This is a genomic window from Nitrospirillum goiasense (assembly GCF_034427435.1).
In the GTDB taxonomy this organism is placed as follows: domain Bacteria; phylum Pseudomonadota; class Alphaproteobacteria; order Azospirillales; family Azospirillaceae; genus Nitrospirillum.
Map to the genome: position 1 here is coordinate 1,838,073 of NZ_JAXQNP010000002.1, position 18,418 is coordinate 1,856,490.

Annotated in this window: 14 protein-coding genes and 1 pseudogene; 9 read left to right on the forward strand and 6 right to left on the reverse strand. The window is 66.4% G+C overall.

Annotated features, from left to right (window positions below):
* Nucleotides 1–207: 207 nt before the first annotated feature.
* Together ULB03_RS11105 and ULB03_RS11110 are read left to right on the forward strand one after the other, a co-directional pair.
* Nucleotides 208–516: an autorepressor SdpR family transcription factor gene (locus ULB03_RS11105; protein ID WP_322483172.1), complete on the forward strand. Its 309-nt coding sequence runs from the start codon at nucleotides 208–210 to the stop codon at nucleotides 514–516.
* Between the two features lie 19 nt (nucleotides 517–535).
* Nucleotides 536–1,198, forward strand: coding sequence for an SdpI family protein (locus ULB03_RS11110; RefSeq protein WP_322483173.1), 663 nt, complete (start codon nucleotides 536–538; stop codon nucleotides 1,196–1,198).
* Between the two features lie 3 nt (nucleotides 1,199–1,201).
* On the opposite strand, the gene ULB03_RS11115 is transcribed toward ULB03_RS11110, so the two are convergent.
* The gene (locus tag ULB03_RS11115) at nucleotides 1,202–1,633 is read right to left on the reverse strand and encodes an MAPEG family protein (RefSeq protein ID WP_322483174.1); all 432 of its coding nucleotides are present in this window, start codon (nucleotides 1,631–1,633) and stop codon (nucleotides 1,202–1,204) included.
* A gap of 297 nt (nucleotides 1,634–1,930) precedes the next feature.
* Between ULB03_RS11115 and ULB03_RS27415 the strand changes: the two genes are divergently transcribed.
* Nucleotides 1,931–2,236 (forward strand): type II toxin-antitoxin system RelE/ParE family toxin, encoded by a 306-nt coding sequence (locus ULB03_RS27415; RefSeq protein WP_416211121.1) that lies wholly within the window; start codon nucleotides 1,931–1,933, stop codon nucleotides 2,234–2,236.
* Between the two features lie 56 nt (nucleotides 2,237–2,292).
* On the opposite strand, the gene ULB03_RS11120 is transcribed toward ULB03_RS27415, so the two are convergent.
* Nucleotides 2,293–4,572 (reverse strand): TonB-dependent receptor, encoded by a 2,280-nt coding sequence (locus ULB03_RS11120; protein ID WP_322483175.1) that lies wholly within the window; start codon nucleotides 4,570–4,572, stop codon nucleotides 2,293–2,295.
* Between the two features lie 497 nt (nucleotides 4,573–5,069).
* On the opposite strand from ULB03_RS11120, the gene ULB03_RS11125 reads away from it, so the two are divergent.
* A complete protein-coding gene (locus ULB03_RS11125) occupies nucleotides 5,070–6,233 on the forward strand; it encodes an efflux RND transporter periplasmic adaptor subunit (RefSeq protein ID WP_322483176.1) in 1,164 nt (387 codons plus the stop codon).
* On the forward strand, nucleotides 6,230–9,373 hold the full coding sequence (locus tag ULB03_RS11130; protein WP_322483177.1) for an efflux RND transporter permease subunit: 3,144 nt from the start codon (nucleotides 6,230–6,232) through the stop codon (nucleotides 9,371–9,373). Before ULB03_RS11125 ends, ULB03_RS11130 begins: the two co-directional genes overlap by 4 nt.
* Nucleotides 9,374–9,403: 30 nt before the next feature.
* Here the strand turns inward: ULB03_RS11130 and ULB03_RS11135 are convergent, their stop codons facing one another.
* Both ULB03_RS11135 and ULB03_RS11140 read right to left on the reverse strand, forming a co-directional pair.
* Nucleotides 9,404–11,023 (reverse strand): methyl-accepting chemotaxis protein, encoded by a 1,620-nt coding sequence (locus ULB03_RS11135; protein WP_322483178.1) that lies wholly within the window; start codon nucleotides 11,021–11,023, stop codon nucleotides 9,404–9,406.
* A 244-nt stretch (nucleotides 11,024–11,267) separates the two neighbouring features.
* A complete protein-coding gene (locus tag ULB03_RS11140) occupies nucleotides 11,268–11,606 on the reverse strand; it encodes a DUF1491 family protein (RefSeq protein ID WP_322483179.1) in 339 nt (112 codons plus the stop codon).
* Between the two features lie 140 nt (nucleotides 11,607–11,746).
* Here ULB03_RS11140 and surE point away from each other — a divergent pair, with 140 nt between their 5' ends.
* Entirely contained in the window at nucleotides 11,747–12,514 is a 768-nt protein-coding gene (gene surE, locus ULB03_RS11145) for a 5'/3'-nucleotidase SurE (protein ID WP_322483180.1), read from the forward strand.
* Nucleotides 12,515–12,636: 122 nt separating this feature from the next.
* Entirely contained in the window at nucleotides 12,637–12,831 is a 195-nt protein-coding gene (locus ULB03_RS11150) for a hypothetical protein (protein ID WP_322483181.1), read from the forward strand.
* Nucleotides 12,832–12,860: 29 nt separating this feature from the next.
* On the opposite strand, the gene ULB03_RS11155 is transcribed toward ULB03_RS11150, so the two are convergent.
* A complete protein-coding gene (locus ULB03_RS11155; protein ID WP_322483182.1) occupies nucleotides 12,861–14,495 on the reverse strand; it encodes a diguanylate cyclase in 1,635 nt (544 codons plus the stop codon).
* Nucleotides 14,492–14,920: a response regulator gene (locus tag ULB03_RS11160; protein ID WP_322483183.1), complete on the reverse strand. Its 429-nt coding sequence runs from the start codon at nucleotides 14,918–14,920 to the stop codon at nucleotides 14,492–14,494. Before ULB03_RS11160 ends, ULB03_RS11155 begins: the two co-directional genes overlap by 4 nt.
* A gap of 344 nt (nucleotides 14,921–15,264) precedes the next feature.
* On the opposite strand from ULB03_RS11160, the gene fusA reads away from it, so the two are divergent.
* A complete protein-coding gene (gene fusA / locus ULB03_RS11165; RefSeq protein WP_322483184.1) occupies nucleotides 15,265–17,406 on the forward strand; it encodes an elongation factor G in 2,142 nt (713 codons plus the stop codon).
* A 293-nt stretch (nucleotides 17,407–17,699) separates the two neighbouring features.
* A pseudogene (locus ULB03_RS11170) lies at nucleotides 17,700–18,412 on the forward strand (IS5 family transposase).
* The last annotated feature ends 6 nt before the right edge of the window (nucleotides 18,413–18,418 follow it).

Here is an 18,418-nt window from a genome sequence, read left to right on the forward strand (position 1 = left end):
TTGAAATAGGGGGTGCTGGGCAAAAATTTCCTACATCCCCTAAAGTGTGTCATTTGCGTCACGCATTTTGCGATGAGGTCAGGTGTTGCACTTAACAAGAGCTACCTCCTTCGACGATTTTGCAAAATGCAATGACGGTAGGGTGGCTGCGGCGCGGGCGACATAAGGTGCTTGTGGCTATTTCGGTTATTTGCTAAATACCGATTCATGAATCGCGTCTTCAAAGCCCTCGCCGATCCCAGCCGCCGCCGCATCCTTCAGTTGCTGAGGGAAGGGCCGCTGTCGGCCGGCGACATCGCCCGCCATTTCGACCTGGCCAAGCCCACCCTGTCCGGCCATTTCGCCGTGCTGCGCGAGGCGGACCTGGTGGACCAGGAGCGCCAGGGCACCACCATCTATTACCGCCTGAACCTGTCGGTGCTGGAGGAGGCGCTGTCCGGTCTCATGGACAGCCTGGGTATCGGGCAGGGGGACGGGGCGGTCCGCGATATCCAGTTGGCCAAGCCGGGGAAATAGCGCCCGGGGGAGCAGCGTCATGTCCGCACGTTTCTATTGGATGGCGACGATTCAGATCCTGGTCGTCATGGCCCTGGCCAGCGTCTACGTACTGATCCGGGTGGGCCCCGACGCCCTCTTGCCGGTGCATTGGGGATCGGACGGCCAGGCCAACGGTTACGCCAAGTCGCCCTGGGCGCTGGCCCTGTCGCCGCTGCTGACCCTGGTCTTCGCGGTGGGGCTGCCGGCCTTGGCGCGCTTTACCCCGCGGGCCGCGAACCTGGAACGCTCCGGCACCGCCTGGCGCACCGCGCGCCTGTCGCTGACCGGCATGTTGGCGCTGACTCATTTCGTCATGGTGGGCCGCACTCTGGGCTATCCGGTGGATTTCACCCGGACCCAGCCGCTGATCTTCGGCGTCTTCATGATCCTGATGGGCAATGTGCTGGGCAAGCTCCGCCAGAACGATCTTCTCGGCATCCGCACCTGGTGGACGCGCGATGACGAATGGGTATGGGACCAGACGCACCGCTTTGGCGGCCGGCTGTTCGTGGCGGGTGGCTTCCTGCTGCTGGCCCTGGCCTTGTGGTTGCCGCCCTTCCATATGCGGGGCCCGGGGCTGACCATGGCGGTGCTGTTGCCCGTGGCCTTGGCGTCCGTCGTCCGTTCCTATTTCTACTGGCGGGTCCGTCCCAGCCGCTGAGCGTCAGGTGGGGAAGGCCAGCAGCGTCAGCCCCAGCCGCACCCACAGCGCCGTCAGCACGGCCATGGAGGCCATATAGACCGCCGCCCGGTGCAGGACGTTGTTGTAGCTCAGGTGGATCAGGCCTTGGACCACGCGCAGGGCGACATAGGCCCAGGCCAGCGCCTCATAAAGGTGGTCACCCTGGCGCAGCACCATCAACACCACGCAGATCACGTAGAACAGCGCCGGCACCTCCAGCAGGTTGCCATAGGCGCGCTGGGCCGTGGCGCACCCTTCGGTTTGCGTGCCGGCGGTGAAATTGCGGAAGTAGGAGAGGCGGACATTGCCGCGCTTCACCGCCCGCACCCGCACGATGAACAGCCGCAGCCCCACCAGCACCGTGAACAGGAACAGGGCGAGCATGGGGAAGAACAGGGCGATGCTGCTTGTCATGGCGTCCGTCATGGTTGGGAAGCGTCACGAAACAACTTAAGATATTTTACAGCGGGGAGAAGGGGCGCGGGGTGATGCCTGGATTTTCCCCCGTTGGGGGCTTATCCTTTCCCGTATGAATACCCCGCCCCGCCAGCACCCCGAAGAATGGGAACGCGACCTCGCCATTAGCGAGGAGGAGATCGCGCGCGGCGAAGGTGTGGCGCTTTCGGACGTCTTGCGGGATTTGCGCGAGAGTGCTGCCCGGATCCGCGCTAAGCAAGAACGCCCCAGTCATCGCTCGGTCGCGCGACGCTTGTGATCCGGTTATCGCCGCGCGCGGTGCGGCATATCACCAATCTTCGTGATCATTACGAGGCCTTGGGCCGTGATGCGGCCATTTTAAACTTGGCGAACGTATTGGAGGAAGCGGCCGCGCGCATCCAGGCGAATCCCGCCGATGGTTTGCCGGCTCCCCGACCATATCCGTTGCTGGCGAAGCACGGCCGATTGTGGCTCCGCGTCAAGGATTATTGGATCGTCTATACTACAGCCGCGCCTAGCTCCATCGTGGGTGTATTCTATGAGACGGCCAACATTCCTCAGCACCTCAGAGCGCCATGAAAAAGGGCCACCCGGTTTCCCGGATGGCCCGTTTTCACAACGTCTCGGTGGTCGGCTTAGAACCGCACCTTCACCGTGCCCAGGATTTGGCGCGGCGGCTGGGGGAAGGCGCCCAGCGGGCCGTTGTCGTCGGCTTCGATCAGGTTCACCTTGCGGTCGAACAGGTTGCGCACCGTCAGGCCCAGGTCCACCGTGTCCTGATGGGGCGGCGTCCACGTCCAGGTGGTGTTCCACAGGGCGTAGCCGCCGCTGATGCGGCTGTTCTGGCTGTCATAGGCGTAGTCGCCGAACATCTCCACCCACAGCTTGGCCGACAGCCCCCAGGCTGGGATGCCCTGGTTCAGGGCGATGCTGCCGGTGTGCCGGGGGATGCCCTGCACCCGCTTGCCGGTGAAGTCGCGCTGGATCAGGGTGTCGCTTTCCACGAAGCGGTCCTGCAGCCAGTAGGACTCGGTGTAGCCATAGGTGACGTCGGCCGACAGGTGGGGCACCAGCGCGTCCAGCCGGGCGCTGCCCGCCAGTTCAACACCCTGGGACAGCTGTTCGCCGGTGTTGAAGGTCTGGGGCACACCGTTGACCTCCACCACCTGTAGCAGGTCGTGGCGCTGCAGGCGATACACGGTGACGCTGCCCGACAGCAGGCCGCCGAAGGCGTCGCCCTTCACGCCGGCCTCCACATTGTCCGCCAGTTCCGGGTTCAGGCCGGTCTGGCGGGTGCGGAAGGACCACAGCGGCCCGAAGGCGGCCGAGAAGCCCTGGCCATAGGCGACGTAGGCGCTGACCTCCGGCGTCACCTTCCAGGTGACCGACGCCTTGGGGCTGAAATGCGCGTTGTCGTCATAGGCGGTGCCGCCCGGCGTGATGGTGCCGTTGGGGCCGCCGCTGGTGGTGTCGCCATAGACGACGTGCCGCTCGAAATAGTCGTAGCGCCCGCCCACGTCCAGGGTGACGGGCCCGAAGGTCCGGTCCACCTGCAGGTAGGCGGCGTAGGCGCGCTCGCGGCCATAGGCGTTCAGCTGGGTATCCGTCACCCATTCATCGGTGTCGATGTTCTGGCCGGTCAGGATGCTGCGCTGTTCACCGTAGTAGTAGGTGTTGTCCAGCTGGCCGGTCCAATGCTCGGTATGGTGGGCGCGCACCTGTTCCGCGCTGACGCCGCCCAGCACCTGCCAGGGCCCATGGGTCCAGGACAGTTGCTGCTCCCCGTACCCCGTGACCGTGTTGCCGTCGACGCGGAAACCGGTGAAGGTGACCGAGCCGGCGGTGGGGTCGTACTCGGTGGCGAAGCCTTGCAGGGCCGAGGTCAGGGCTTGGCGGATGTGCAGCTTGGTGGTGGCCACCAGGCCATCGGCCAGGTCCCGCTCATACGTCGCCGTGGCCGTGGCCATGCGCTTGTAGAAGCCGGCGTTGTCCTCGTTCCAGTTGGCCTCGCGGCCGCCCGGCAGGTTGATCAGCTCACCCCGGCTGTCCACCGGCAGTTCGCCGGCCAGCTGCTGGCGGGTGTCCACCCAGGTGGCGGTGACGGTCAGCCGGCCGGCATCGCCCATGTCCAGCTGGTGCTTCAGGAACAGGTTGGTCTCGTTGCGGCCGGTACGGTCGCGCCAGCCGTCGCCCCGCTCATGCCCCACGTCCAGCAGCAAGGCGCCACCCTTCACGGTCGGCGTCTGCAGCAGGGCGTCGCCGTGCAGCCAGCCGTCGCTGCCGGCCTGCAAGGTAACCTCACCCTTGGTCTCGTCGGTGACCTCGCGGGTCAGGTAGTTGATGGTGCCGCTGATGGCGCCCCGGCCGTAAAGGGCCGACATCGGGCCGCGCACCACGTCCACCCGGCCCACAGCACTGTAGGGCAGCTGTTCCAGGTCGACCTCGTCATCCCCGGTGACGTAGGGGATGCCGTCCATCATCACGACCAGCGTGTCGTTGTGCACCTTGCTGGGCACGCCGCGCAGGGTGATCGAGGTGTAGGTGCCCATGTCGTTCTTGGACACCAGCACGCCCGGCAGGTCCGTGATCTCGTCACCGATGAACAGCACACCCTTCTGTTCGAAGTCTTCGCGCGACACGGTGGACACGCTGGCGGGCACGTCGCGCAGGGTTTCGGCCCGGCGGGTGGCGGTGACGATGATCTGGTCCAGCGGGGACTGTGCGTCGTCCGTCGCCTGGGGGGCAGCCTGCGCCGCGGCGGGGGTCGACCCGCCGGTGGTATGTGGGTCGTCTGTATGTGGGCCGGTGGTATGGTCGGCGGTATAGGAGGACGAAACGTCTGCAGCCAGGGCGGCCGAAGCCGAGAGGACGGGCGAACCCGCCAGGATGGTGGACAGCAGCAACAGACGGCGCATCGTTTCAGAAGCCTCCTCAGGTCTTTGACAGTGGCAATGTTGAAAACGGCGCCGGTGTACCTTATTCGCCCCGGCCTGCGAAGGGACGAACGTGCGGCGGATGGAGATGGGCGGTATGCCGCGCCGCCGCCGGCCCCAACGGCAAGGTTTGGGGCCGCTGATCATGGGGAAACGGCCGCCGCTCTCACTTTAAGGGTAGTGCCAGGGAAGCGTGTATATCCTATAAGACTGCAAATTCGGTGATCTGCGGCATTATGCGCTCTTGGGCCCCCCTCCCATGATGCCGCGCCCCGTCGTGCTCGGCGCCATCCGCCCGTGTTCGGAGTTGTCCTTATGAATCGTCGCCTGGCGGTCGCCGCGGTTTCCCTGATCCTGGCCCTCGGCTATGGCGGCTATCGCCTGTGGGCCGTCAGGGCCGATGGCGCCGGGGGCGCGACGGCGTCCTCGAAGGCGACCGGCACCGTCTCGAAGAGTGCCCCCGGGGCGGTGACGCCCCGATGCCGGTGGCGACGGCGCGGGTGGTGCGGGGCCCCATGCCCGTGGATGTCCCGGCGGTGGGCACGGTGCAGCCTATCGCCACCGTCCAGGTGCGCGCCCGCATCGACAGCCAACTGATGGCCGCCAAGGTGGAGGAGGGGCAGGAGGTCAAGGCCGGCGACCTGTTGTTCCTGCTGGACCAGCGTCCGCCTAAGGCGGCCCTGATGCAGGCGGAGGCGAACTTGGCTCGCGACCAGGCCAACCTGGCCCAGGCGCGGTCGGACGCCCAGCGCACCGCCGGCCTATTCGCGCGGGGTGCCGTCTCGCTGCAACAGAACGAGCAGACCCAGGCCACGGCCAAGGCGCTGGAGGCGACGGTGCTGGCCGACCAGGCGGCGGTCGACCAGGCGCGCCTCACCCTGTCCTTCACCGAAATCCGCTCCCCCATCGACGGGGTGGTGGGCGCCATCCAGCTGCGTCCCGGCAATCTGGTGAAGGGCAGCGACAGCGGGTCCACCCTGACCACCCTGGTGCAGGTGGCGCCCATCAATGTCACCTTCACCGTGCCGGAACGGCATGTCACGGCGGTGCGCCAGGCCCTGCGCGGTGCCCGCCCATCCCCGGTTTCGGCTCCCTTGGTGTCCGCCCGGACCACCGATGGCCTGGTCAACGCCACCGGCCGGCTGGTCTTCGTTGACAACAGCGTGGACGCGCAGTCCGGCACCATCCAGCTCAAGGCCCTGTACGACAACAAGGACCGCGCCCTGTGGCCGGGCCAGTTCGTGGACGTGACCCTGCACCTGGGCATGGAGGCCGACGTGCTGTCCGTGCCGGCGGTGGCGGTTCAGCGCGGCCAGGCGGGCCCCTATGTCTTCGTCGTCAAGCCCGACGACACCGTGGAGATGCGCGCGGTGACCGTGGCCCGCTTCGCCCAGCAGGGGGCCGAGCAGGGGGCCGTGATCGCGTCCGGCGTCGACGCGGGTGAGCGGGTGGTGACCGAGGGGCAACTGCGCCTGGTTCCCGGCGCCAGAATCACGGAGCGGCCAGTCCAAGGGGGCGGTGTCCAAGGGGGCGGTGCTGAAGGCGGCGGGGTGGAGGCGGACGGCGCCAAGTCCAGCGCCGCCAGCCCCAGTGTCACCATCGGCGCCGGGGCCGCGCAAGTCAGCGGAAAGGCGCGGACGTGACTCTCTCCGAGCTTTGCATCCGCCGGCCGGTGATGACCGTCCTGCTGACGGCGGCCCTGATCTTCGGCGGACTGCTGGCGTATCGCTACCTGCCGGTGGCGGCCTTGCCGCGGGTGGATTTCCCCGTCATCAGCGTGTCGGCCAGCCTGCCGGGGGCCAGCCCCGATACCATGGCGTCATCGGTCGCCATCCAGCTGGAGCGTGAGTTCTCCACCATCGCCGGCATCGACAGCATCACCTCGACCAGCGTGCAGGGCAGCACCACCGTCACCATCCAGTTCGCGCTGGACCGCGATATCGACAGCGCCGCGCTGGACGTGCAGGCGGCCCTGTCGCGGGTGCAGCGCCGGCTACCCATCGAGATGACGACCCCGCCCAGCTACCGCAAGGTGAACCCGGCCGACCAGCCGGTGCTGCTGCTGGCCTTGAGCAGCTCGACCCTGCCCTTGAGCCGGGTGGACGAATACGCCGAAACCCTGCTGAGCCCGGCCCTGTCGACGTTGAGCGGCGTGGCGCAGGTGCAGGTCTGGGGGGCGCAGAAATTCGCGGTGCGCATCCGCCTGAACCCGGAGGCGCTGGCCGCCCGGGGCATCGGGGTGGATGAGGTGCAGAACGCCATCGCCGCCGCCAATTCCAGTTCGCCCGTGGGGGTGGTCGCTGGGGCCGCTCAGCAACTGATCCTGGAAACCAACACCCAGCTGTTCGACGCGCAAAGCTTTTCCCAACTGGTCATCGCCACCCGCAACGGCGCGCCGGTGCGCCTGGGCGATGTGGCCAGCGTCATCGATGGGGTGGAGAACGACAGGACCGCCAGTTGGTTCAACGGCACCCGCACCATCGTGCTGGCCATCCAGCGCCAGCCCGACGCCAACACGGTGGAGGTGGTGGACGCCGTGAAGCGGGTCATCCCCACCTTCAAGGCCAGCCTGCCGCCCTCCATCGCCATCAACGTGCTGATCGACCGCTCGCTGTCCATCCGGGCGGCGGTGGAGGATGTGCAGTTCACGCTGTTCCTGACCATCGGCCTGGTGGTCATGGTCATCTTCCTGTTCCTGCGCAAGGTCAGCGCCACGCTGATCCCCGGCATCGCCGTGCCCATCTCCCTCATCGGCGCCGCCGGCGCCATGAAGGCCTTCGGCTTTTCCATCGACAACATCTCGCTGTTGGCGCTGACCCTGTCGGTGGGCCTGGTGGTGGACGACGCCATCGTGATGCTGGAGAACATCGTCCGCTATATCGAGCAGGGGATGACCCCGTTCGAGGCGGCGCTGAAGGGCAGCCGGGAGATCGGCTTCACCATCGTCTCCATAACCCTGTCGCTGGTGGCGGTGTTCATTCCCATCTTCATGATGGGCGGCGTGGTCGGCCGGCTGTTCCATGAGTTCGCGGTGACGGTGACCCTGGCCATCGCGGCCTCGGCCATCACGTCGCTGACACTGACGCCGATGCTGTGCAGCCGCTTCATCAACCATGACCACCACGCCCCGCCCAACCGGTTCGAGCGGGTGACGGAAGCGGGGTTCCAGGCCTGGCTGCGGGGATATGATCGCACCCTGACCTGGTGCTTGGCCCACCGCCGCGTGGTGGTGGCGGTGTTCTTCGCCACCCTGGTGGGGACGGTCGTGCTGTTCCAGCAGGTGCAGAAGGGCTTTTTTCCCACCGAGGACAACGGCCAGATTTTCGCACAGACGGAAGGGCGGCAGGACATTTCCTTCGACGCCATGATCGCCCTGCAACAGCAGGCGGCGGCCGCGGTGGCCAAGAACCCCTATGTCGAGACCTTCATTTCCTCGGTCGGCGGCGGGGGCGGCGGCAACGCCACCAACACCGGCCGCATCTTCATGTCGCTGAAGGACCGCGCCCACCGTCCCGACATGGAGACGGTGATCCAGAGCCTGCGCCGCGACGTGGCCGGCATCGCCGGCATCAACGTCTTCTTCCAGCCGGTGCAGAACCTGAACGTCTCGGGCCGCCAGTCCAAGAGCCAGTACCAGTACACGCTGCAGGGCCTGGACCAGCCGCAGCTTTACCTGTGGTCGGACCGGCTGCTGCGGCGGATGGCGCAGATGCCCCAGTTGCAGGACGTGACCAGTGACTTGCAGCTATCCGGCCAGAACGCCTCCATCCATGTGGACCTGGACAAGGCCTACATGCTGGGCCTGACGGCGGAAAACCTGCGCTCCAGCCTCTACAGCGCCTTCGGCACGCGGCAGATCTCCACCATCTACACGCCGACCAACGATTATGAGGTGATCCTGGAACTGTCGCCGGAGGCGCAGAAGTCGGCCGACGTGCTGAACCGCGTCTATATCCGGTCGGACAGCGGCAAGCTGATCCCGCTGGGGGCCGTCGCCCGCGTCGACCGCACCTCGGGCCCGATCAGCGTGAACCACCAGGGCCAGTTGCCGGCCGTCACCCTGTCCTTCAACCTGGCGCCGGGCGTCTCGCTGGGCGCGGCCGTGACGGCCATCGAGGGCGTGCAGCGCGACATCGGCATGCCGGACAGCATCACCGGCAGCTTCCAGGGCACGGCGCAGGTGTTCCAGCAGGCGCTGGCCAACCAGGGCCTGCTGCTGCTGGCGGCGGTGGCGGTGATCTACATCGTGCTGGGCGTGCTGTATGAAAGCTTCATCCACCCGCTGACCATCCTGTCCGGCCTGCCCTCGGCGGCGGTGGGGGCGGTGGGGTCGCTCATGCTGTTCGGTTTCGACCTCAGCGTCATCGCCATCATCGGCGTGCTGATGCTGATCGGCATTGTGAAGAAGAACGCCATCATGATGATCGACTTCGCGCTGGAGGCCCGGCGCGACGGGGCGGCGCCGCGGGACGCCATTTACCGCGCCTGCCTGCTGCGCTTCCGCCCCATCATGATGACCACCATGGCGGCCCTCATGGGCACGCTGCCCATCGCGCTGGCCTCCGGCGCCAGCGCCGAACTGCGCCAACCCCTGGGCGTGGCCGTGGTGGGCGGCCTGGTGGTGTCACAGTTGCTGACGCTCTACATCACGCCGGTGCTGTACCTCTACATGGAGGATTTCAGCCGCTGGATCGACCGCCAGCTGCACCGCGGCAAGGCCCGCCGCGCCGCCCGCCGGCTGGTCCCGGCCAACACCGATGGGCAGGCCAGCGCGGCGGAGTAGCTGAGTCCGCCGCGCTGGCTCCCTGGCGGGTCAGGCGGCGCGAATGCCGCGCAGGAAGTTGTCCACGTCGCCGCGCATCCGCTCGGCATTCCGGGCGAGGTCGCTTGAGGCGGAGAGCAGCTTCTGCGCCACCGACCCCGTGGTCGCCGCCGCCTCGGTCAGGCCGCCGATGTTGGCGCTCATCTCCTGGGTCTCGCTGGCCGCCTCGGTGACGTTGCGGGCGATTTCCCGGGTGGCGGCGCCCTGTTCCTCGACCGCCGCCGCGATGCCGGACGAAATGGTGCGGATCTGGTCGATGACGCCGCTGACCGTGCGGATGGCGGCGACGGCCTGTGCCGTTTCCTGCTGGACGTCGGCGACCTGGGCGGTGATCTCCTCCGTGGCGCGGCCCGTCTGGGTGGCCAAGGTCTTCACCTCGCTGGCGACCACGGCGAAGCCCTTGCCGGCCTCGCCGGCGCGCGCCGCCTCGATGGTGGCGTTCAGGGCCAGGAGGTTGGTCTGGCTGGCGATCCCGGCCACCAGCTGAACCACTTCGCCGATCCGGCCCGCCGATTGCGACAGGCTCAGCATCATGGTGTTGATCTTGCCCGTCTGGTCCGCCGCCTCGACCGCGATGCGGGCGGCGTCCGCCACCTGGCGGCTGATCTCGCTGATGGACGCGTACAATTCCTCCGACGCGGCGGCCACCGTCTGCACGTTGGTGCTGGCCTGGCCGGCGGCGCTGGCGGCGTCACGGGCCTGGATGCTGGCCCGGTCGGCCACGTCGCTCATCGTCTCCGTCGTGTGGTGGATTTCGTTGGCCGCCTCCGCGCTGCGCTGGATCAGGCCCATCACGCTCTGCTGGAAGGTGTTGGCGATGGCCTCGCGCTCCGCCTTCAGCGCCTCGGCGGCGCGGCCGGCCGCCTCCCGCCGTTCCTGCTCCTTGCGGTCCAGTTCCATCAGGCTGTCGCGGAACACGGTCAGGGCCCGTGCCAGCTTGCCGATCTCGTCCCCGCGCGCGGCGTGGGTGATGGTGATGTTCCGGTCGCCGTCGGTCAGGCGCACCATGGCGTCGGTGATGGCCTCCAGCGGGTGCGTGATGGTGCGCACCAGGTAGAGCGACAGTCCCAGGATGGCCAGGCTCACCACCGCCAGGGCGATGCCGTAGGTCATCAGGCGGTGATGGAACACCGTGTCAATGTCGTCGATGTAGACCCCGGCGCCCACCAGCAGCTTCCACGGGGCGAAGGGGCGGATGGAGGCCAGCTTGGCCACGGGCGGGTCGCCCTGCTTGCGGGGAAAGGCGTAGGCCACGTCCCCGCCGCCGGCCCGCGCCGCCTCGGTGAACAACCGGATGAACGGGACGCCATTCGGGTCCTTGAGGTCGATCAGGTCCTTGCCTTCCATCTGCGGCTGGGGGCCGACGACCTGGGCGACGCCGGTATCGGTGTAGACGAAGATGTAATTGCCGTTGGCGAAACGGATGGCGCGGATGTCGGTCTTGGCGCGCTCCAACGCCTCCGCCTCGCTCAGTTTCCCGCTGGTCGACTGGTCGTGATAATAGGCCAGGAGGCTGGTTGCCGACTCGACCTGCCGCAGCATCTGCTCCTTGCGGCCTTCCAGCATCAGGGTGCGCTCATGGAAGGTGCTCAGGATGGCGATGATGATCATCGCGGCGACCGGTAATAGGACGGCCGCCAGGATTTTAACCCTGACGCTCACTGATCTTGGCATACCCCTCTCCCTTATGGATTGTTTTATAAAGGAGATTAGAGCCGCTTAGAGACCTTGTTCAAGGTTGTTGGATCAATATTTAAATAATAATATAAATATACGGGGCAGGAATACTGTCGGGATTTGTCTGGCCAGGGCAGGGCGGCCAAGCCCTATGCCTGTCCTCTTGGGCGCTATGGGGTCAGATCACCTTGCCCTCGAACGGATGGCCGCCGTCGCGGCTCTCCACCTCGATTACCCACAGGTCGGGGTCGCGCCGCGTGGCGCGCTCGATGAAGGCGTCGGCCTCGGATTCCGGCACCTGGGCGCCGCTCAGGCCGGGGAACCAGCCCAGCTTGCCGTCCATGTCGCGGCTCTGGGTGTAGACCTTGGCGCCCTGGAAGGGGATGACCACCTTCAGCAGGATCAGGCCGCTTTCCGCCTCGCCCTTGCGTAGGACATAGACGGGGATGCTGTCGGCGGCGCAGCGGCGCAGGTGCAGCTGGACCCAGAGGGCGGTGGACAGCCGGTCTTCGGGCATGGCCTTCAAGCTCCTGAAAAATCGAACGGAAAAAGCGTTCAAGCGGGCGGTGCGAACGACATTGCGGCTTGCCATCCACGCCCAGGCCCCGGAAGCTGCGCCGGTATCTATAGGGTCCCACCGTCCTTGAGGCCAGTCCCATGCCGCTTTCCTCCGCTTCGCCCCGCCGCCTGGGCCGCGTCCTGCTGACCAACGATGACGGCATCAACGCGCCGGGCCTGGCCCTGCTGGCCGAACTGGTGGCCGAGGTGGCGGACGAGGTCTGGGTGGTGGCGCCGGAAAAGGACCAGAGCGGCATGTCGCGCGCCGTCACCCTGACCGCCCCCTTGCGGGTGGAGGAGCGGGGCGCCCGCCGCTACGCCCTGACGGGCACGCCCAGCGACTGCGCCATCTTCGGCCTGCGCCACCTGTTGAAGGACGCCCCGCCGGACATCGTGCTGTCCGGCATCAACCGGGGCGCCAACGTGGGGGATGAGGTGCCGTATTCCGGCACCGTGGCGGCGGCGTTGACCGCGCGCCTGCTGGGCGTGCCCGCCATGGCCTTCAGCCTGGCCCTGACCAACAGGGCGCATGTGCGGTGGGATACGGCGCGGGCCCTGCTGCCCCGGGTGCTGGACCATGCGCTGGGCTTGCGGGTGGCCGCCAACGCCGTCCTGAACATCAATTTCCCCGACCTGGACGTGTCCGATGTCGGCGATATCGTGGTGACGCGGCAAAGCCGGGGCACGTTGGACCGCATCGATGTCGAGGCCCGTGCCGACCTGCGTGGCGGCACCTACCACTGGATGGCCTTCCGCCGGCACATGCCCATCCTGGGGCCGGATACCGACGCCGGGGCCCTGAAGCATGGCCTGGTGTCGATCACGCCCCTCGGCTTCGACATGACCGCCCCTGACGGCATAGCCTGATTGAGACCAGCCTGGCCCGCCCTTTGCTTTCGTATAAAGCGAGGGGGTCGGCGACCGGCCCCCAGGTTTCCCACCCGTCGTCGCGGACGGCCGGGAACCCAGGGCAACAAAGGGGTTTCGCCATGGCGGGCATGTCGCTGTTTCAGGGTAAGATTTGCCGGGTAGGCAGCCGCATGCTGCTGCTGGGCCTGGCGCTGGGCGGGTTGGCCGGCTGCGTGGTGGTGGATGCTGCCGGCACCGCCGTGGGCACGGCGGCCGACGTGGCCGGCACCGCGGTCAGCACCACGGCCAAGGTCGTGACGGCACCGGTGCGGTAAACAGCGGCCCGAACGCCGCGCCTGCCGTGTTATCCCAGTTCGATACGGTTCCGGCCGGCGTTCTTCGCCCGGTACAGGGCGGCGTCGGCCATCTGGTTCAGCGCCTTGGCGTCCCGCCCATCCTGAAAGCCGGCCACCCCGCCGGAGAATGTCACCTGGAACTGCGTGTCCCCATGAACATAGGGGATGTCGCTGAACTGCTGGCGTAGATAGTTCAGCCGCGCCACCGCGTCCTCGGGGGCCGTGTGGGGCATGATGACGGCGAACTCCTCGCCACCATAGCGGCCGATCATGTCGGTGCGGCGCAGCCGCTGGTGCAGCAGTCGTGACAACCCCTTGATGACGCGGTCGCCGGCGCCGTGGCCATGCCGGTCGTTCACCTTCTTGAAGTGATCGATATCCAGCATCGCGAACGACAGCGCCGTCCCGTCGCGCCGGGCGCGCGCCACCTCCGACGCCAGCAGATCCTGGATCATCAGGTGGTTGTACGCGCCGGTCAGGCCGTCGCGCACCATCAGCGCCTTCAACTGCCGGGCCCGCCGCGCGCGGGCCCGCACGGTTTCCGCCAGGTCGCCCAGGTCCACGGGCTTGGTCATGTAGGCGTCGATGCCGGTACGCACGGCGGAACGATAGGTCTCCGCGTCCAGGTCCGCCGTCAGGAACACGATGGGCAGGGCCAGCAGCCCGTCATATTGCCGCAAGACCGCCGCCAGCTCGAAGCCGGTGCATTGCGGCATGATCAGGTCGGTGACCACCAGGTCGGCGTTGTGATCGTAGATCGCCTCCATGGCTTGCATCGGGTCCGTCACCAGCCGGGTCTGCATGCCGGTCGACTGCAGGGCCATTTCGTAATAGGCGCCCAAGGTGACGTCGTCGTCCACGATCACGATGCGCAGGGGCTGGTCCGGATCGCGCTCCGTTAGGCGGTCCAGATGATCCACCAGCGCGTTGGCGTCGGGCGGCTTCACCACATAGGCGTCGCAGCCGGCCCGGGCTGCCGCCAGGCGGGCGGCGAAGCCTGTGGTTGACGACAACGCCACCGTCGGGATCTTGCGCCCCTTGGCATCCGCCATGAGGGCGGCGCCGGGGGGCAGGTCGTAGGGGTTCAGATCCAGAATCACTGCCTCCGGCGCCTCCGTGGCGGCGGCCAGGGCCTGGGCATCCGGGAAGACGGTCAAGGCATAACCGTAGGCGGCCAGGACATCGGCCAAGTCATCGCCGGACGCGCCCTCGGGCCGCACCATATGGACCGGACGCAAGGGGCTTTGGGTTGGAAGGTCTGGTGCCGCGGGCAGGGGGGTGGCGGGGGCGGCGGGTGTCGCGACCGTGGCCGCGTATTCTAGCCCCTGGAGGGCATCCCGCAGGGCGGTCGGGGGGATGGCTCCAGGCTCATTCAGCAATCGCTCCAGCGCGCGGGCGGCCACGCTCAGGTCCGGCAGGCCGAAGGTGGCGCCAGACCCGGCCAAGGAATGGCTGTGGCGCGCCAAGTCCGCGCGGGCGACGGCGTCCCCCGTCTCAACCCAGGTTTGCGCCGCCTGGTGGATCAACGCCAGGCGGTCCGGCAGGCCCGCCATGAAGTCCTGCCGGATTTTCTGCAACCGGGCGAGCAAGTCTTCGGGCATGGCCGGGGCGGGCGAGGCGTCGGGGCGGCTGTCCATGGTCATGGGTGGATCGTGGCGCCCCAAACGTCACGGACCCTGCCAGGCAGGGCCAGGGGATCGAACGGCTTGGCGATGACCCCCACGGCACCCAGCGCCTTGAACGCCGCCACCTCGGAGTCTTGCGTCATGGCGGTGACGAAGGCGACCGGCACCCCATCCAGGGTGGGCCGCGCCCGAATGGCGGCCAGGGTGGCCGGCCCGTCCATGCCCGGCATCACCGCGTCCAGCAGGATCAGTTGCGGCGTCCAGCCCTCCAGGCGGGCCTCCAGGATTTCCAGGGCTTGGCCGCCGGACTCGGCCAGCCGCACGTCGAGGCCGCCGACATGGCGCAAACTGAGTTCGACGATCGCCCGGATGTCAGGCTCATCATCGACATAAAGGACGCGGTTCAGTGTCTCGGCCATGGCGGGGTCCAAAGCATCGGTCAAGGGTAGTTCCCCCGCCGCACTAACGTGTTCACACCGTACCCGCAGGAACCTGCGCGTGCAAATGGAGTCCCGGGCCATTGGGGTGGTGCCAGCCGCCGTTGCGTGGTGGCGTGCCGGGGCCATGCGCCTGAATCTCCCCTGCTCACGGGTGACATGCCGCATGAGCCCTTGGAAAAGGTGGCGGAACGCGCTAGATATCCGCCCGCCCGGGAGGTAATGCGGCGTGCCGTCGGACCCCCCGGCTTTTTTCATGCGGGTCCTTGTCAGGGCCCGCGCTCGTTTTTGAACTTCCCCCGCGCCGGCTTCATTCTTTTGCACCGGACGTTGGACGACGGAGCCCTCTAATGCCCCGCAGCACACCGCTGGACGACATTCGCAACATCGGCATCATCGCCCACGTCGATGCCGGCAAGACGACGACCACTGAGCGCATCCTGTACTACACGGGTCGCAAGCACACGATCGTCGACATTCATGACACCAAGGACCTGAAGTCGTCGACCACGACCGACTATCTGGAACAGGAACAGAAGCGCGGCATCACCATTCAGTCCGCTGCCGTGTCCTGCTTCTGGAAGGACAAGAAGATCAACCTGATCGACACCCCAGGCCACGTGGACTTCACCATCGAGGTGAACCGCTCCCTGCGCGTGCTCGACGGCGCCGTGGTGGTGTTCGACGGCGTGGCCGGTGTGGAGCCCCAGACCGAGACCAACTGGCGCCTGGCGGACAACTACAACGTTCCGCGTATGTGCTACATCAACAAGATGGACCGTTCGGGCGCCAGCTTCAGCCGCTGCGTGGACATGATCCGCAAGCGCCTGGGCGCCACCCCGGCCGTCATCCAGCTGCCGCTGGGCTCGGAAGACAACTTCCAGGGCATGATCGACCTCGTCGAGATGAAGGCTTATGTCTGGTTCTCCGAGGAAAAGGACAGCCAGTGGGAAATCTGGGACATCACCGACGACCTGGCCGACAAGCTGAAGATCACCAACGCCTATGACCGTGAGCTGCTGAGCAAGGTCGCCGAGTACCGCGCCGAGCTGATCGACACCTGCCTGATGCAGGATGACGCGGCCATGGAGCAGTACCTGGAGTCCGGTGAAGAGCCGGCCCCCTCCGTGCTGAAGGAATGCCTGCGTCTCGGCACCCTGAAGGGCGACTTCACCCCCGTCCTGTGCGGTTCTTCGTACAAGAACAAGGGCGTGCAGCAGCTGCTGGACGCGGTCGTCGCCTTCCTGCCGTCGCCGACGGACGTCGAGGCCATCAAGACCGTGGACCCGGACGGCAACCCGAACGGCGAGCGCAAGTCGTCGGACGATGAGCCCTTCTCCGGCCTGGCCTTCAAGGTCATCAACGACAAGTACGGCTCGCTGACCTTCGTGCGCGTCTACTCGGGCGTCGTCGCCAAGGGCACTTCCCTGCTGAACACCACCCGCGGCAAGCGTGAGCGCATCGGCCGTATCGTGGAAATGTTCGCCAAGGAAGCGAACGACCTGGAAGAAGCCCGCGCGGGCGACATCGTGGCCTTCGTCTCGCTGGCCGAGACGGATACCGGTGACACCCTGTGCGACGCCACCGCCCCGGTGGTGCTGGAGCGCATGCGCTTCCCCGACCCCGTCATCAGCGTGTCGGTGGAGCCGAAGAACCGGGCCGACCAGGACAAGTTCGGCGCCGCCATCGGCAAGATGGTTCGCGCGGATCCGTCGCTGCGTCTGGAAACGGACCGCGACACCGGCCAGACCCTGCTGCGCGGCATGGGCGAGCTGCACCTGGAAGTGACGCTCGACCGTATGCGCACCGAGTTCGGCGTGGAAGGTGTGATGGGCCGTCCGCAGGTGGCCTATCGTGAGACGATCACCAAGACCATCGAATACACCTACACCCACAAGAAGCAGACCGGTGGTTCGGGCCAGTTCGCCGAAGTGAAGATCCGCTTCGAGCCGAAGGAACGCGGCGCCGGCTTCAGCTTCGTCGACAAGGTCGTCGGCGGCACCGTGCCGCGCGAATACATCCCGTCGGTGGGCAAGGGCCTGGAAGTCCAGAAGGAAGACGGCGTCTTGGCCGGCTACCCGACCGTGGACTTCGAAGCCACCCTGATCGACGGTAAGTACCACGAAGTGGACTCGAACGCCCTGACGTTCGAAATCGCCGCCAAGGCCTGCTTCCGCGAAGGCATCCGGACCGCCGGTCCGATCCTGCTGGAGCCGGTGATGAAGGTCGAAGTGGTGGTTCCGGACGACTACCTGGGTGACGTGATCGGCGACATCAACCGTCGTCGCGGCACGGTGCTGGGCCAGCTGGAGCGTGGCCACAACATCGCTGTCGAATCCCATGTGCCGCTGTCCGAAATGTTCGGTTACATCGGTCAGCTGCGTGGCATGACCTCGGGCCGTGGCTCCTACACCATGGAGTTCTCGCACTACGACCCGGTGCCGAAGAACGTGGCCGACGAAATCATCGCCAAGAGCGGCAAGGCCGCCTAAGCCTGATTTCAAAGGTACTTCAGTACAAGAGCGGCCGTCCCATCCGGGGCGGCCGTTTCTTTTTGGGGGTGGGCGTGGTGCCAGAATATGGCTCAGCCGCACCGCCAGCTCGGCCGCCCAGCCTCATATCGGAATCGAAATAATACCGGTCGGCCCCGGATTCAGCGCCCGATACCTGGCCTGGCGATGATGGCGCTTTAGGGCTTGTTGAGATTTATCTTCCATCCGTTGCTTGGTCGTGATTCAAGCTTCGGATGGAACGCTTTGTACTGACCGATGCCCAATGGGCGAAGATGGAACCGCATTGCCTTGGGAAGCCGAGTGATCCAGGGCGGAGCGGTAGCGACAATCGCCTTTTCATTGAGGCGGTGCTTTGGATAGCGCGGACGAGCAGCCCCTGGCGAGACCTTCCCGCCTCGTTCGGCAAGTGGAACACGATCTTCAAACGTTACCGTGACTGGGTCAAAGCTGATGTTTTCATTCGGCTTTTCGAGGCGTGCTCGGACGAGCCCGACATGGAATACGCCATGGTTGACGCCACCATCGTCAAAGTCCACCGGCATGGTCAGGGCGCAAAAGGGGGACTCAGAGCCAGGCCATAGGTCGCTCCAAGGGCGGCATGACCACCAAGATCCTGGCTCTTACGGATGCGCTCGGAAACCTGGTGCGTTTCGTCCTCCTGCCAGGCCATCGGTTTGACACTGTTGGTGTCGCCCCTTTGATCCAGGATTTGGAGTTCGGCGGATTGATCGGTGACAAAGCCTATGACTCTGCCACCATCATCGCCGATCTGGACGAGCGTGGCGCCAAGGTCGTCATCTCCCAGCATCCTCGCCGGGCAAGTCCACGCAAGATTGACGCCGAGATATATAAGTGGCGTCACCTCATCGAGAATTTCTTCTGCAAACTCAAAGAGTTCAAACGCATCGCCATGCGCTGCGACAAAACAGATCAGAGCTTCTCAGCCATGATCTATCTCGTCGCAGCCGTCATTCACTCCAGATGATTCTCA

Bases quoted from the DNA above. Each gene is read 5' to 3' on its own strand.
- ULB03_RS11105 (WP_322483172.1), top strand. From the start codon at position 208: ATGAATCGCGTCTTCAAAGCCCTCGCCGATCCCAGCCGCCGCCGCATC.
- ULB03_RS11110 (WP_322483173.1), top strand. From the start codon at position 536: ATGTCCGCACGTTTCTATTGGATGGCGACGATTCAGATCCTGGTCGTC.
- ULB03_RS11115 (WP_322483174.1), bottom strand. From the start codon at position 1,633: ATGACAAGCAGCATCGCCCTGTTCTTCCCCATGCTCGCCCTGTTCCTG.
- ULB03_RS11120 (WP_322483175.1), bottom strand. From the start codon at position 4,572: ATGCGCCGTCTGTTGCTGCTGTCCACCATCCTGGCGGGTTCGCCCGTC.
- ULB03_RS11125 (WP_322483176.1), top strand. From the start codon at position 5,070: ATGCCGGTGGCGACGGCGCGGGTGGTGCGGGGCCCCATGCCCGTGGAT.
- ULB03_RS11135 (WP_322483178.1), bottom strand. From the start codon at position 11,023: ATGATCATCATCGCCATCCTGAGCACCTTCCATGAGCGCACCCTGATG.
- ULB03_RS11140 (WP_322483179.1), bottom strand. From the start codon at position 11,606: ATGCCCGAAGACCGGCTGTCCACCGCCCTCTGGGTCCAGCTGCACCTG.
- surE (WP_322483180.1), top strand. From the start codon at position 11,747: ATGCCGCTTTCCTCCGCTTCGCCCCGCCGCCTGGGCCGCGTCCTGCTG.
- ULB03_RS11150 (WP_322483181.1), top strand. From the start codon at position 12,637: ATGGCGGGCATGTCGCTGTTTCAGGGTAAGATTTGCCGGGTAGGCAGC.
- ULB03_RS11155 (WP_322483182.1), bottom strand. From the start codon at position 14,495: ATGACCATGGACAGCCGCCCCGACGCCTCGCCCGCCCCGGCCATGCCC.
- fusA (WP_322483184.1), top strand. From the start codon at position 15,265: ATGCCCCGCAGCACACCGCTGGACGACATTCGCAACATCGGCATCATC.